This window comes from Actinosynnema sp. NPDC059335 (assembly GCF_042752395.1).
Taxonomy (GTDB): domain Bacteria; phylum Actinomycetota; class Actinomycetes; order Mycobacteriales; family Pseudonocardiaceae; genus Actinosynnema.
This window is the reverse complement of record NZ_JBHYXZ010000035.1, coordinates 23,095-36,446: the sequence shown is the minus strand read 5'-3', so window position 1 is coordinate 36,446 and position 13,352 is coordinate 23,095. Positions and strand designations below refer to the sequence as shown.

The following is a 13,352-nucleotide window of genomic DNA, read 5'->3' as shown; positions in this document are numbered from 1 at the left end:
GCTCCCGTGATCGAGCGCGCGGGAACGCCGGATCCGGTGTTCACGCTTTTCGGTGAACCGACTCCCGGGCGCGCGGGAACGCCGGTGATCACCGTCGCGGAAACGCGTGCCGCGCGGTCACCGGTGCCGGTCCGGTTTTCCCCCGTTATCCCCTGCGCGCGAGCACCGCGGCAGCGGCTTCCCCCGTCCGTCCGCGGCGTCGCGCCGTGCGCCCGCCGCCGGTCCCCCCAGCCGGATCCGTCTTCATGATTCCCCCATGACCTCGACAGATGCGCCGCTCCCGCACCCTCCGGTACCCCCATCATGCCCACGGCACCCTGGTTCGTCCACCCGTCGCACGAGCCGGGCGGCGGTGCCGAAGCGGCCCGCGACCGCACCTCCGGGAGGCCCTTGAGGTTGGCATCGTCCTGTGCCAAGGTGGGCACGGATTGGGTGCCGGAGGGGGCACTGGGGGCAGGGCGCGCACATTGCCGCGGCGAGTTGTCTGTTTTCGCGACTTTCCGCTCCTGGCACGCCTTCTGACGCAGGGGTTCATCGACCATGACCTATGTCTCGCTGGTCTGCCTCCCGTTCGCGGGCGCGGGTGCGAGTGTGTTCAGCCCGTGGCGTCGGCGGCGCGCCGAATTCGAAGTCCGCGCGCTCCAGCTGCCGGGTCGGGAAAACCTGGTGGACGAGGAGCCGCGCACCGACGTGGCGGGCGCGGTGGAGGCGTTGCGGCGCGACCTGGCCGGGAAGGTCGGCGGCGGCGAGGTCGTGCTGTTCGGGCACAGCCTCGGCGCGATCCTGGCGTTCGAGCTGGCCCGCGTCCTCGAAGCGGAGGGCCGGCTGGTCGTCCGGCACCTGGTCGCCAGCGGCTCGTCCGACCCGTGGACGATGCGGGAGGAGCGCGCCACCGGCCTGTCCGACGACGACTTCCTCGCCCGGGTGCAGGAGTTCGCGGGCTACGCGCACCCCGCGCTGGCCGACCCGGAGCTGCGCGAGCTGATCCTGCCGGTGCTGCGGGCCGACGTGGCGCTGCACGAGGCGTACCGGGCCGAGCCCGGCGCGCGGATCAAGGCCCCCGTCACCGCCGTCCTCGGGACCGAGGACGCGCTCGTCCCCGCGGCGCAGGTCGAGGGCTGGCGCGCCGTGACCGAGGGCGCGTTCCGCACCGTGCGGCCGGCCGGCGGGCACATGTACCTGACCGACGACCCGGACTCCGTGCTCGACCTCGTGGCCGACGTGGTCGCCGGGCCCCGCGCCCGACGCCACCGGACCGGCTGATGCGGCTGCGGGACAAGACCGCCGTCGTCACCGGCGCGGCCCGGGGGCTGGGCCGGGCGTGCGCGGTCGCGTTCGCCGCCGAGGGCGCGGACCTGGCGCTCGTGGACGTCGCCGCCGACCTGCCGGGCGTGCCCTACCCGATGGGCACCGGGAGCCAGCTCGCGCACACCGCCGCGCTGTGCCGCGAGCGCGGCGCGTCGGTGCTGGTGCGGCGGCTCGACGTGCGTGACGCGGCCGGCGTGGACGCGCTCACCGCCGACGTGGTCGACCGGTACGGCCGGCTCGACGTGCTGGTCAACAACGCCGGGATCGCCGCCCCGTCGGGCGCGGCCGTGCACGACATCGCCGAGGACGACTGGCGGCTGATGCTCGACGTGAACCTCAACGGCGCGTGGCGGGTGCTCAAGTCGGTCGCGCCCGTGATGGTCGGGCAGCGGTCGGGCAGCATCGTCAACGTGTCGTCCACGGCGGGGGTCGTGGGCTACCGGAACTTCGCGGCGTACGTGGCGGCTAAGCACGGGCTCGTCGGGCTGACCAAGGCCGCCGCGCTCGACCTCGCGCCGCTGAAGGTGCGGGTGAACGCGCTGTGCCCCGGGTCGGTGCGCGACGGCGCGTGGGTGGAGGGGCGGATGCTCGCCGCCATCGCGGGCAGCCTCGGCGTGCCGCGGGAGGGGCACGAGGAGGTGTTCGTGCGGGACCAGCCGACGAACAGCCTGGTCGAGCCGGAGGACGTGGCGTCGGCCGCGCTGTGGCTCGCCTCGGACGAGTCCCGGCACGTGACGGGATCGGTGATCACGGTGGACGGCGGCTTCACCGGCCGCTGACCACGTCGGGGCACGAGGGGGATGATGAACCGCACGCGGCTCGACCAGGCACGGCGCTCGCACCTGTCGGGGGCCGCGGCAGCGGCGTCGGACGTGCACGGCGTCGTGGTGCCCCTGCCGCCGGACCGCACGCCGGACCGGCTCGACCGCGACCTCCGGCGGCTGCTCGGCGGGCTGCCGCACGTGCCGGGCGCGGTCCGGGTGTGGCACGACGAGGTCCCGACCCCGGTGGCGGACCCGTCGTGGCGCGACCGGGAGCTGCGCCGGCCGGTCGGCCCGGACCGCCCGCTGCGCGTCGTGGTCGGCCGGCACCCCGACGGGCGCGAACTCGTCCTCGTCGCGCACCGGGCGTGGCTGCACCGCGCGGAGCTGACGGCGCTGGCCGCCGCGCTGGCCACCGGCGAGCCGGTCGCCGTCGACCGCCGCCCGGCCCCGGAGCCGCCCGACGGCACCGTGGTCGCGTTCCACCCGTTGAGCCTGGACTGGTGCGGGGACGGGCCCGCCGACCGGGGAACGGTGGAGCTGGGGCCGGGGGTCGACGACGCCACCGCGTTCGCGGCGCTCGCGCTCGCCCTGGCCCGGTACGAGAACCGCACCGATCTCGTGCTCGCCGCGATCACCCCGACGGGCACCGCGCTCGTGCCGATCACCGTGGACGAGGACCGCCCGGCGCGGGACCTCGTGGCCGGGGCGGGCGCCGCGCTGGCCGCGGCCGGCCGGCGGCCGGACCCGGCCCGACCCGAGGGCGGGCTCGCCACGGTCGCGGTCCAGCTGGACACCCGCGCCGACCCGGCCGACGGGTACGTGCCGGGGCCGCTCGCCGACTTCCCGCTGACCGTGCACGTGACCCGTGCGCCGTCCGGCGCGGTGGTGGCCCGGGTGCTCGGGGACCGCGACCCGCGCCGGTTCGCCGCCCACTTCGCGCGGCTGGCCCGGGAACTGGCCGCGCACCCGCGCAGGCCGGTGGCGGAGCTGAGGATGCTGGCGGAGCGGGAGGAGCGGGACATCGTCGCGCTCGGCGACGGCGGCCCGCTGCCCCCGCCGGACTTCGCCACCGTGCCCGAGGGGGTGGCCGCGCGGGCCGCCGACCGGCCGGACGCCGTGGCGGTCTCGGCCGAGGACGCCGAGCTGACCTACCGGGAGCTGGACCGCGCCGCCGACCGGGTGGCCGCCGCGCTGCGGGCCCGCGACGTCGGACCGGGCACGCGGGTGGGCGTGTGCCTGCCCCGGTCGGCCGAGCTGGTGGTGGTGCTGCTCGGCGTGCTCAAGGCCGGCGCGGCGTACGTGCCGATGGACCCGGAGCACCCGGCGGACCGGCTGCGCCACATCGCGACCGACGCCGGGCTGACCGCGGTCGTCGCGGCGGACCCGATTCCCGCCGGGCGGGACACGGCGACCCTGCGACCGGCCGACCTGCTCGGCGGCGACGGCACCACGGGCGACGGCGCCACGGCGGACTCCCGTCCGGAACCGTCCGACCGGCCCGCGACCGCCACACCGGGCACCGCCCCCGGCCACCACGCGGCCGCCACGTCGAGCACCGATCCCGGCCCCACCACCACACCCGGCGCCGGGCCCGACGATCCCGCCTACGTCGTCTACACCTCGGGGTCGACCGGGCGGCCGAAGGGCGTGGTGGTGCCGCACCGCAACGTCGTCGGCCTCCTCGCCGCCACCCGCGACCTCTTCGGGTTCGGCCCCGACGACACGTGGACCCTGTTCCACTCGGTCGCGTTCGACTTCTCCGTCTGGGAGCTCTGGGGCTGCCTGACGACCGGCGGCCGGCTCGTCGTCGTGCCGCCGCCGGTGGCCCGGTCGCCGGACGAGTTCGCCGACCTCCTCCGGCGGGAACGGGTGACGGTGCTCAACCAGACGCCCACCGCGTTCGGCCAACTCGCCGGCGCGGACGTGCGGGGGCTCGCGCCGCGGCTGGTCGTCCTCGGCGGCGAGACCCTCGACACCCGGTCGTTGACCGGCTGGTTCGACCGCGTGCCGGAGTCCGCGTGCCGGCTGGTCAACATGTTCGGCATCACCGAGACGACCGTGCACGTCACGGCGGCCGACCTCGGGCGGCGCGACGCGCTCGCCGCCTCGCGCTCGGTCGGCCGGCCGCTGCCCGGCTGGTCGGTGGTGGTGCGCGACGCCAGGGGCCGGGTCGTCCCGGTCGGCGTGGCGGGCGAGATCGTGGTCGGCGGCGCGGGCGTGGCGTCGGGCTACCACGGCCGGCCGGACCTGACCGCGCTGCGGTTCCGGGAGGGCACGTACCGCAGCGGCGACCTGGGCCGGCTGCGCCCCGACGGCGCGCTCGACCACCTCGGCCGGCTCGACGACCAGGTCAGCGTGCGCGGGCACCGGGTCGAGCCGGGCGAGATCACGGCCGTGCTGCTGGAGGACCCGCTCGTCACGGCGGCGGCCGTGACCGCCGAGGAGCACCCCGACGACGGCACCAGGCTGCACGCGTTCGTCGTCGCGCCGGAGGGCGTCGACCCGCTGGAGGTGCGACGCCGGGCCGCGCGGACGCTGCCGCACTACATGCTCCCGGCCACCGTCACGCGCGTGCCGCACCTGCCGTCGACCGGCAACGGCAAGCTGGACGTCGACGCGCTCCGCGCCCTGCCGCGCGCGCAACCGCCGCCGGCGCCCGACCACGGCGGCGAGGGGGTCGTCGCGACCGTGTGCCGCGTGCTGGGCCGCCTGGTCGGCACGGCGGTCGAGCCGGCGGACGACTTCTTCGAGCTGGGCGGCAACTCCCTGCTGGCCACGAAGCTGTCGCTGCACCTGCGGGCCGAAGGGCTGCCCGCGCTGCCCGTCCGGCAGCTCTACCGCAGGCCGACCCCGCTGGGCGTGGCCGCCTACTACGACGAACTCGCCTCGGCCGAGCGGGCCGGCGCGGACCGGAAGGGCGCAACGGACTGATGTTGATCTGCGGCATCAAAGCCTCCCACGACGGCGGGGTCGCCGTCATCGCCGACGACCGCCTGCTGTTCAGCACCGAGATGGAGAAGCTGGGCAACGGGCCGCGCTACAGCGCCCTCGACGACCTCGACCGCGTCACCGCCGTGCTGGCCGCGGAGGGCATCTCACCGTCCGATGTGGACAGGTTCGTGGTGGACGGGTGGTGGACGGCGGGCGCGGACGGCGCGACGGCGGTCCTCACCCGGCGCGCCGGCGCGCCGTTCGACCTGCCGGTCGCGCCCTACCTCGACGGACCGCGGGGCCTGCTGCGGCCGCACGAGTTCGACGCGCACGACTTCGGCGGCCGCACGCCCGGTTACGTGAGCTACCACCACGTCGCCAACCACGTGCTGGGCGCGTACTGCTCCAGCCCGTTCGCCGAGCGCGGCGAGGACTCGCTGGTCCTGGTGTGGGACGGCGGCATGGTGCCGCGCCTGTACCACGTCGGCGGCCGGGCCCGGACGGTCACCGCGATCGCCCCCGTGCTGCCCGTGACCGGCAACAGCTTCGCCGACTTCAGCGCGCGGTTCGAGCCGTTCCGGCGCGACACCGACGACCTGTCGCCGGACGAGGCCGTGCGGCACCACCTGTCGATCGCCGGGAAGGCCATGGCCTACGCCGCGCTGGGCCGGGTCGAGGAGGCCGCGTTCGCCGTGTTCGACGAGATCCTGACCGGCCTGCCCGGCATCGGGCAGGAGAACGCGCGGGTGCTCGCCGAGAAGGTCGCGGTGAACCGGGACCACCTGGTGCCCGGCCTCACCGACGCCGACCTGATCGCGACCTTCCAGGCGTACCTGGGCGACCGGCTGCTCGCCGGGCTCACCGCGCTGATGCGGCGGCGGTTCCCGGGGCAGCGCCCGCACCTGGCGCTCGCGGGCGGGTGCGCGTTGAACATCAAGTGGAACAGCGCGTTGCGCGCCAGCGGCCTGTTCGACGGGATCTGGGTGCCGCCGTTCCCGAACGACGCCGGCGCGGCGATCGGCACGGCGAGCTGCGAGATGTTCCGCGCCGGCGGGCACACCGCGTTGCGGTGGGGCGTCTACAGCGGACCGCGGCTGGTGGCGGGCGACGTGCCCGACGGGTGGCGGGTGCGGCCGTGCGACGAGCGGGAGCTGGCCGCGCTGCTGCACCGCGAGGGCGAGCCGGTCGTGGTGCTGTCCGGCCGGGCCGAGATCGGGCCGCGGGCGCTGGGCAACCGCAGCATCCTCGCGCCCGCCACCGACCCCGGCACGAAGGACCGGTTGAACGCGATCAAGGACCGGGCCGCGTACCGGCCCGTCGCCCCGATCTGCCTCACCTCGCGGTCCGAGGAGGTGTTCACGCCGGGCGGCGCGGACCCGTACATGCTGTTCGAGCACCACGTCCGGCCGGAGTGGGTCGAGCGCATCCCCGCCGTGCTGCACCTGGACGGCAGCGCGCGCCTGCAGACCATCGACCCGTCGGCCGACAGCGCCACCGGCCGCATCCTGGCCGCGTACGCGGAGCTGAGCGGCATCCCCGTGCTGTGCAACACCAGCGCCAACCTCAACGGCCGCGGCTTCTTCCCGGACGTGGCGTCGGCGGCGCGGTGGGGCGGCACCCGGCACATCTGGTCGGAAGGGCTGCTCTACACCAACCCGCGCAGCTCCGCCCACAGCGACGACCACGACCGCTTCGGCCCGTCGCACCGGTAGAGCGGGACGCGGTCGTTCGTCCCCGGCACGCCGCTCGGGTTCTCCACCACGGTCAGCAGCCGCACGCGGTCGAAGTGCCGCCGCAACGACTCCTCGTCGCCGCCGACGTGGACGACCACGTCCGCGCCCTCCGGCGGCGTGCCGAAGTCCGCGTAGCCGCGGTGCGGGCTGTAGACCGCCGGCACGTCGGTGGCCAGCACCTCGACCGCGCCGGCGAGGAAGTAGGTGTCGGCGACGACCACCGCGTGCCGCCGCTCGTCGGGCGTCAACGCGCGGTACGCGGCGTCGACCCGGTCGGCCAGCTCGGGCCAGCCCGTGCTGTACCGGCCGAAGAAGTCCGTGGCGGGCAGCCGGTCGCGGGGCGGCAGCGGCAGCTGGGCGACCGCGACCGCCGCGCACAGCACCGCGACCGGCCACGTCGTGGTCCACCGCCACCACGCCGCCGGCCGACGCCGCTCCAACTCCACCCCGCCCGCCGCCCACAGCAGCGGCACCAGGCCGGACGCGTAGTAGTAGCGACCGCCGGACACCAGGAAGATCACCGTGACGACGACCGCCACCCAGCCCAGGAACCGGTGGTCCGCCAACCCGGGCGACCGCAGCAGCCGCACCCAGCCGTGCACCAGGAGCACCCCGCCGAACAGCAGTCCGCTGTAGAGCAGCAGCATCGGCAGGAACGGCAGCCACGGCGGCATCCCGAACACGGGCTGCCGGCCGAGCGCCGAGGACAGGGTGAGCTGCGGCCACCCGTGGGCCGCCTGCCACAGGACGCCCGGCGCCGCGGACAGCGCCGCGACCGCCGCGCCGGCCCACGCCCACGGCGTGCGGAGCAGACCGCGCGGCCCGACGACGGGCACCACCACCGCGAACGCGGCGCAGAACGCGACGATCAGCCACTTGTTCTGCACGGCGACCGCGACCACCACACCGCACCACAGGAGCAGCCGGTCGTCCCGCGTGCGCACCCACCGCGCCGGCAGCCAACCGAGCAGGGTCCAGCAGAACAGGTCGACGATCACCGTGTGCGTGACGTGGCCGAACAGCAGCGTGGTCGCCGACACCGCGCACGCCGCCGCGGCGAGGAGCTGCGCCCGGTGACCGCCGCCCAGCTCGCGCGCCGTCGCGCCGGTGAGGACCACCAGGCCGGCGGCGAGCAGCGCCGCCGGCGCCCGCAGCGCCACCACGGAGCCCGGGAACAACGCGTCGACCGCGTGCGCCAGCAGCGGCGTCAGCGGACCCTGGTCGGCGAACCCCCAGTCGAGGTGGCGGCCGGCGGCCACGTGGTACAGCTCGTCCCCGAAGTAGCCGTAGCGCCCGCTCACCGCGAGCAGCAGCACGCCCACCGCGGCCCCCAGGACCGTCAGCGGGCGCAGGGCTAACGCGGGCACGGGCTCGCGGGCGCCGTTCAGTCCTCGATCCAGTTGTACTTGCGGGCCATCCCGACCAGGTTCTTGCGCACGTTCAGGATCTGCTCCGCGGTCATCCCCGGCGCGGAGGTCAGCAGCGTCTCGGTGACCTCCTGCAGGAACCGCTTGGTCGACACGACCTCGCAGTACACGTCCCCGCCGTTGACGTCGTCGCCGGACGGGTAGGTCGACGTGCCCGAACGCGGGGACGCCTCGCGCACCAGGCTGACCCGGGACGCCTTCGGGCCGCGCTCGCCCAGCTCCACCAGGAACTCGACCAGGGCGCCCGGCGCCAACAGGCGCTTGTCGAAGTCGATGTCGTTGACGTGGATGAAGACGTCCTCGCCGCCCTCGTCGGGCGAGACGAAGCCGTACCCGCGCACCTCGTCGAACCGGACGACCTTGCCCCTGACCACCACCGCAACCCCTTACCGCCGCATGTGCCACACCCGTGGCCACCGCACCGCGATCGTAACGCGTCCGGACGACGACCGACCGGGGCTCCAGCATGCTTCAGCTCCCGCGTGCCCGCAGCCCGACCCCCCGACGGGTGTGTCAAACCTTCACAAGGCATCACGGCAGGTGGACAATCTTCGCCGAAAACCCGCGCACCCGGAGGAGCACCCATGCCCCGATCACGGTCGTTCGCGCTCGTCCTCGCCGCCGCCCTGCTCGTCGCCGCGCCGGCCGCCGACCTGGCCGCGCCCGCGTCCGCGCAGGCCGACGACGCGCTGCGGCGCGACCTCCAGGCGATCGTCACCGACCCCTCGCTCGACGGCGCGGACGTGGGCCTCGTGGTCCGCCACGCCGGGACCGGCGCGGTGCTGTTCGCCTCCGGGGCCGACCGGCGCGGCCAGCCCGCGTCCAACGGCAAGCTGCTCAGCTCCGCCGCCGCGCTGGAGATCCTGGGCCCCGACCACCGGTTCCGCACCACCGCGGCGGCGTCCGGGCCGGTGCGCGGCGGGGTACTGGCGGGCGACCTGCACCTGCGCGGCACCGGCGACCCGACCGTGCTCGCCGCCGACTACGACGCGTTGGCCGCCGAGGTCGCGCGCCGCGGCGTCAAGCTGGTCCGGGGCAGGCTCCTGGCCGACGACACGTGGTTCGACGACGTGCGGCTGGGCACCGGCTGGGCGTGGGACGACGAGCCGTACTACTACAACGCCCAGATCTCGGCGCTGACCGTCTCGCCGGACACCGACTACGACGCGGGGACCGTCATCGTGCGCGTCGCGCCCGGCGCGGCGGGCGCGCCCGCGACCGTGACCACCGAGCCGCCGACGGACTACGTCACCGTGGTCAGCACCGCGGTCACCGGGCCGCCCGGGTCGGCGTCGAGCGTGACCGTCGAGCGCCGGCACGGGGCCAACGTGATCGACGTGCGCGGCACGGTCCCCGCCGGCGGCGCGGCGGTGTCGGAGTGGAGCACGGTCTGGGAGCCGACCGGGTTCGCCACGTCGCTGTTCCACGACGCGCTCGCCCGCCACGGCGTGCGGGTGCTCGGCGGCACGGGCCTCGGCGCGACCCCGGCGGACGCGCGCGTGCTGGCCGAGCACCTGTCGATGCCGCTGTCGCGGCTGATGGTGCCGTTCCTCAAGCTCAGCAACAACATGCACGCCGAGGTCCTGGTGAAGGCGGCGGGCCGCGCGGTGTTCGGCGAGGGGAGCTGGACCGCCGGGCTGCGCGCGATGACGGCGCGGCTGGCCGGGCTCGGCGTGGACCCGGCGGCGCTGTCGCTGCGGGACGGCTCCGGTCTGTCCAGGATGGACCAGGTCGCGCCGGACCAGGTGGCCGCGCTGCTGCTCGCGGCCAGGGCGAAGCCGTGGTTCCCGGACTGGTACGACGCGCTGCCCGTGGCCGGTGCGGGCGACCGGATGGTCGGCGGCACGTTGCGCAACCGGATGCGCGGCACGCCGGCCGAGGGCAACGTCCGCGCCAAGACCGGCAGCCTGACCGGCGTCAGCGCCCTGTCCGGGTACGTGACCACGGCGGACGGCGTCCCGCTGGTGTTCGCCATGATCAGCAACAACACGCTCACGTCGGCGAAGCCGGTCGAGGACGCCGTCGCGGTGCGGTTGGCGGGCCACCGGGACGGGCAGGACGCGGCCGCGGTGCGGATCGCGCCCGCCCCGGACCACCCCGTCGAGCTGGAGTGCGGTTGGACCAAGTCCTGTTAGGGCGTCCCGCGCGCCGGGGTCAGCGCGGGACCGCGTGGGGTCCGTTGACGGGGACCACGGCGTCGCGCACCTCGGCAACCAGGGCGCGCATGGCCAGCTCGGCCGCCTCGGGGTGACGGGACGCGACCGCCCGCGCCACCTCCTCGTGCAGGTCCAGCGCGCTCGGCACGGGCTTCTCCGGCATCAGGCCCAGGCTCGTCCGGCCGCGCAGGACCACGGCCACCACGTTCGTGAGCGCGGCGAACATCTCGTTGCCGCCGGACTCCAGGAGCAGCGCGTGGAAGGCGACGTCGAGTTCGAGGAACTCGTCGAGCCGGCCCTCCTCGCCGAGCCGGCGCATCCGCCCGGCCAGGTCGAGCAGGCGGTCGCGCTCCCCGGCCGACGCGTTCCACGCCGCCCGCGCCGCCGCCACGGGTTCGACCGCGATCCGCAGCTCGGTGAGCGCCCGCAGCTGCGCGTCGCGGTGCGGGCCCGCCAGCCGCCACCAGATCAGCCGCGGGTCGTAGACGTGCCACGCCGACGCGGGCTGCACCGTGATGCCGACCCGCCGCCGGGACGTCACCAGGCCCATCGACTCCAGCACCCGCATGGTCTCGCGGGCCACCGTCCGGGAGACGCCGAACCGCTCGCGGATGCCGTCGAGGGTCAGGACCCGGCCCTCCGGGAGATCACCGCTGGTGATCTGGAGCCCGAGGGTGTCGAGCACGGAGCGGTGCAGGGCGTCGCCGCCCTCCTGGCGTGGTACCGGCACGGCAGCAGGGTATCCCCCGGGCGGCCTTCCTCGACCGCATCAAAGGTGCTACCTTTCGCCGCCAAAGGTACTACTTTTGATCGTCTCGTCGTCGCAGCCGAGGGGTGTCGCATGACCACCAGCGCCGAGCCGACCTGCGTGGTCGTGATGGGCGTGTCCGGATCGGGCAAGAGCACGGTGGCCCGGTCGCTCGCCGACCGGCTCGGCTGGCCGATGGCCGAGGCGGACGAGTTCCACCCGGCCGCGAACATCGCGAAGATGTCGGCCGGCACCCCGCTCACCGACGCCGACCGCGCGCCCTGGCTGGCCGCGATCCGCGACTGGATCACCGGGCGCGCCGCCGCGGGCGACAGCGCGGTCGTGACCTGCTCGGCGCTCAAGCACGCCTACCGGGACGTGCTGCGCGCGGCGGGCGCGCGGGTCCGGTTCCTGTTCCTGCACGGCGACCCGGACGTGATCGGCGACCGGATGCGCCGCCGGTCCGGCCACTTCATGCCGCCGTCCCTGCTGCGGTCCCAGCTCGACGCCCTGGAACCGCTGCGGCCCGACGAGGACGGCGTCGCGGTCGACGTGGCCGGCCCGCCCGAGCGGATCGTCGACCGCGCGATCGCCGGACTGCGCCTCGCCGGCCCCACCCCCTGACCCTTCGAGAGCGACGGAGCTGCCGATGACCACCACCGACGACTGGGTCCAGACCCTCGGCGCGGGCGCCCTGCTCGGCATCGCCGGGGGCGCGATCGCCCTGCTGCTGATCCTGATCATGTACCTGCGGGTGCACGCGTTCCTGGCGCTGGTGGTGGTCAGCCTGCTGACCGCGTTCGCCGCGGGCATCCCGGCGGGCTCGGTGGTGTCGATCCTGACCACCGGGTTCGGCACCACGCTGGGCAGCGTCGCGCTGCTGGTCGGCCTCGGCGCGATCCTGGGCAGGCTGGTCGAGGTGACCGGCGGCGCGCAGTCGCTGACCGACGCGCTGATCGCCCGGTTCGGCGAGCATCGCGCGCCGCTCGCGCTCGGCGTCAGCTCGCTGGTCTTCGGCTTCCCGATCTTCTTCGACGCGGGCCTGGTCGTGATGCTGCCGATCGTGTTCGCGGTGGCGCGCCGGCTCGGCGGCGGCGTGCTGCGGTACGGGCTGCCCGCCGCGGGCGCGTTCTCCGTGATGCACGTGTTCGTGCCGCCCCACCCCGGGCCGGTCGCGGCGACCGAGCTGCTGGGCGCGGACGTCGGCCTGGTGATCGCGTTCGGCCTGCTGCTGTCGATCCCCACCTGGTACGTGACCAGCTACCTGTACGGGCTGTGGGTGGGCAAGCGGCTCGTGCTGCCCGTGCCGACGATCCTCAGCGGCGGACCGCAGGAGGAGGACCGGCAGGACCCGCCGCGGCCCGCGACCGTCGTCGCGCTGCTGCTGCTCCCCCTGGTCATGATCTTCACCAACACCGGCCTGGACGCCGCGCGGGCGGCGGGGTGGGTCGACGGCGACGCCACGTGGTTCGCCGTCGCCCGCGCGCTCGGCGCGACGCCGGTCGCCCTGCTGGTGACCGTGCTGGTGGCGTCCTACGTGCTCGGGGTGCGCCGCGGGCACGGCAAGGCGGCGGTGGAGAAGCTGGTGGACTCGGCCCTCGGGCCGGTGTGCGCGGTCATCCTGATCACCGGCGCGGGCGGCATGTTCGGCGCGGTGCTGCGGGCCGGCGGCATCGGCGACGCCCTGTCCGACGGCCTGGCCGACCTCGGCCTGCCGGTGTTCGTGGCCGGGTTCGTGATCGCCGCCGCGTTGCGGGTGGCGCAGGGTTCGGCCACGGTCGCGCTGACCACCGCGGCCGGCCTGGTGCAGCCCGTGGTGCAGGCGGGCGGGTTCAGCGCGGTCGAGCTGGCCGCGATCGTGCTGGCGCTGGCGGCCGGCTCGGTGATCGCGAGCCACGTCAACGACTCCGGCTTCTGGCTGGTCGGCAACCTGATGGGCATGGACGTGCGGACCACGTTGAAGACGTGGACGGTCATGGAGACCACGATCAGCCTGATGGGCTTCGGCCTGGCCTCGGTGGTGTTCCTGCTGGGTTGACGGAGGGTCGGCGTCCGGGGGCCGGGGCCGCGGTTCGGGGGCCGGGCCGCTCGGGTTCGGGGCCGGGGCCGCGTCGGCGGGGTCGGCACCTCGCGCGGTTCGGCCCTCGCGGTCCGGCGGCCCTGGCGCGGTCCGGCCCACTCGCGCGGTCCGGGCTCCTCGCGGTCCGGTTCCCGCGGTCCGGCACCCTCGCGCGGTCCGGCCGCCCCGGCGGCGGGGGGGGGAGGCGCGGCCCCGGGCGCCGGCG

10 protein-coding genes are annotated in these 13,352 nt (G+C 75.6%); 7 read left to right on the top strand and 3 right to left on the bottom strand.

All coding sequences use genetic code 11. The annotated features are described in order from the left end of the window. Positions 1 to 540 precede the first annotated feature (540 nt). The 4 genes from ACFXGA_RS13745 to ACFXGA_RS13730 are packed head-to-tail and all read left to right on the top strand — an operon-like array spanning position 541 to position 6,715. Entirely contained in the window at positions 541 to 1,263 is a 723-nt protein-coding gene (locus tag ACFXGA_RS13745) for a thioesterase II family protein (protein WP_378087581.1), read from the top strand. Then, positions 1,263 to 2,087 (top strand): SDR family oxidoreductase, encoded by an 825-nt coding sequence (locus tag ACFXGA_RS13740; RefSeq protein ID WP_378087579.1) that lies wholly within the window; start codon positions 1,263 to 1,265, stop codon positions 2,085 to 2,087. Before ACFXGA_RS13745 ends, ACFXGA_RS13740 begins: the two co-directional genes overlap by 1 nt. A gap of 24 nt (positions 2,088 to 2,111) precedes the next feature. After that, the gene (locus ACFXGA_RS13735; RefSeq protein WP_378087577.1) at positions 2,112 to 5,003 is read left to right on the top strand and encodes an amino acid adenylation domain-containing protein; all 2,892 of its coding nucleotides are present in this window, start codon (positions 2,112 to 2,114) and stop codon (positions 5,001 to 5,003) included. Then, complete coding sequence (locus tag ACFXGA_RS13730) at positions 5,003 to 6,715, top strand: carbamoyltransferase N-terminal domain-containing protein (RefSeq protein ID WP_378087575.1); 1,713 nt, start codon at positions 5,003 to 5,005, stop codon at positions 6,713 to 6,715. Before ACFXGA_RS13735 ends, ACFXGA_RS13730 begins: the two co-directional genes overlap by 1 nt. On the opposite strand, the gene ACFXGA_RS13725 is transcribed toward ACFXGA_RS13730, so the two are convergent. Both ACFXGA_RS13725 and ACFXGA_RS13720 read right to left on the bottom strand, forming a co-directional pair. Then, positions 6,649 to 8,103 (bottom strand): glycosyltransferase family 39 protein, encoded by a 1,455-nt coding sequence (locus ACFXGA_RS13725; RefSeq protein WP_378087573.1) that lies wholly within the window; start codon positions 8,101 to 8,103, stop codon positions 6,649 to 6,651. The genes ACFXGA_RS13730 and ACFXGA_RS13725 overlap by 67 nt on opposite strands. A gap of 17 nt (positions 8,104 to 8,120) precedes the next feature. Continuing rightward, the gene (locus ACFXGA_RS13720; protein ID WP_378087571.1) at positions 8,121 to 8,537 is read right to left on the bottom strand and encodes a cold-shock protein; all 417 of its coding nucleotides are present in this window, start codon (positions 8,535 to 8,537) and stop codon (positions 8,121 to 8,123) included. Between the two features lie 210 nt (positions 8,538 to 8,747). Between ACFXGA_RS13720 and dacB the strand changes: the two genes are divergently transcribed. Then, a complete protein-coding gene (dacB, locus tag ACFXGA_RS13715; RefSeq protein WP_378087569.1) occupies positions 8,748 to 10,298 on the top strand; it encodes a D-alanyl-D-alanine carboxypeptidase/D-alanyl-D-alanine-endopeptidase in 1,551 nt (516 codons plus the stop codon). A gap of 19 nt (positions 10,299 to 10,317) precedes the next feature. Here dacB and ACFXGA_RS13710 read toward each other — a convergent pair whose 3' ends face one another. Further along, positions 10,318 to 11,049, bottom strand: a complete 732-nt coding sequence (locus ACFXGA_RS13710) for a FadR/GntR family transcriptional regulator (RefSeq protein ID WP_378087567.1) — start codon at positions 11,047 to 11,049, stop codon at positions 10,318 to 10,320. 111 nt (positions 11,050 to 11,160) lie between these two features. On the opposite strand from ACFXGA_RS13710, the gene ACFXGA_RS13705 reads away from it, so the two are divergent. Together ACFXGA_RS13705 and ACFXGA_RS13700 are read left to right on the top strand one after the other, a co-directional pair. Continuing rightward, complete coding sequence (locus ACFXGA_RS13705; RefSeq protein ID WP_378087565.1) at positions 11,161 to 11,691, top strand: gluconokinase; 531 nt, start codon at positions 11,161 to 11,163, stop codon at positions 11,689 to 11,691. A 25-nt stretch (positions 11,692 to 11,716) separates the two neighbouring features. Then, complete coding sequence (locus ACFXGA_RS13700) at positions 11,717 to 13,105, top strand: GntP family permease (RefSeq protein WP_378087563.1); 1,389 nt, start codon at positions 11,717 to 11,719, stop codon at positions 13,103 to 13,105. The last annotated feature ends 247 nt before the right edge of the window (positions 13,106 to 13,352 follow it).

Excerpts from the sequence above, each read along its gene's own strand:
- ACFXGA_RS13730 (WP_378087575.1), top strand. The coding sequence starts at position 5,003 with ATGTTGATCTGCGGCATCAAAGCCTCCCACGACGGCGGGGTCGCCGTC.
- ACFXGA_RS13745 (WP_378087581.1), top strand. The coding sequence starts at position 541 with ATGACCTATGTCTCGCTGGTCTGCCTCCCGTTCGCGGGCGCGGGTGCG.
- ACFXGA_RS13735 (WP_378087577.1), top strand. The coding sequence starts at position 2,112 with ATGAACCGCACGCGGCTCGACCAGGCACGGCGCTCGCACCTGTCGGGG.
- ACFXGA_RS13705 (WP_378087565.1), top strand. The coding sequence starts at position 11,161 with ATGACCACCAGCGCCGAGCCGACCTGCGTGGTCGTGATGGGCGTGTCC.
- ACFXGA_RS13700 (WP_378087563.1), top strand. The coding sequence starts at position 11,717 with ATGACCACCACCGACGACTGGGTCCAGACCCTCGGCGCGGGCGCCCTG.
- ACFXGA_RS13740 (WP_378087579.1), top strand. The coding sequence starts at position 1,263 with ATGCGGCTGCGGGACAAGACCGCCGTCGTCACCGGCGCGGCCCGGGGG.
- dacB (WP_378087569.1), top strand. The coding sequence starts at position 8,748 with ATGCCCCGATCACGGTCGTTCGCGCTCGTCCTCGCCGCCGCCCTGCTC.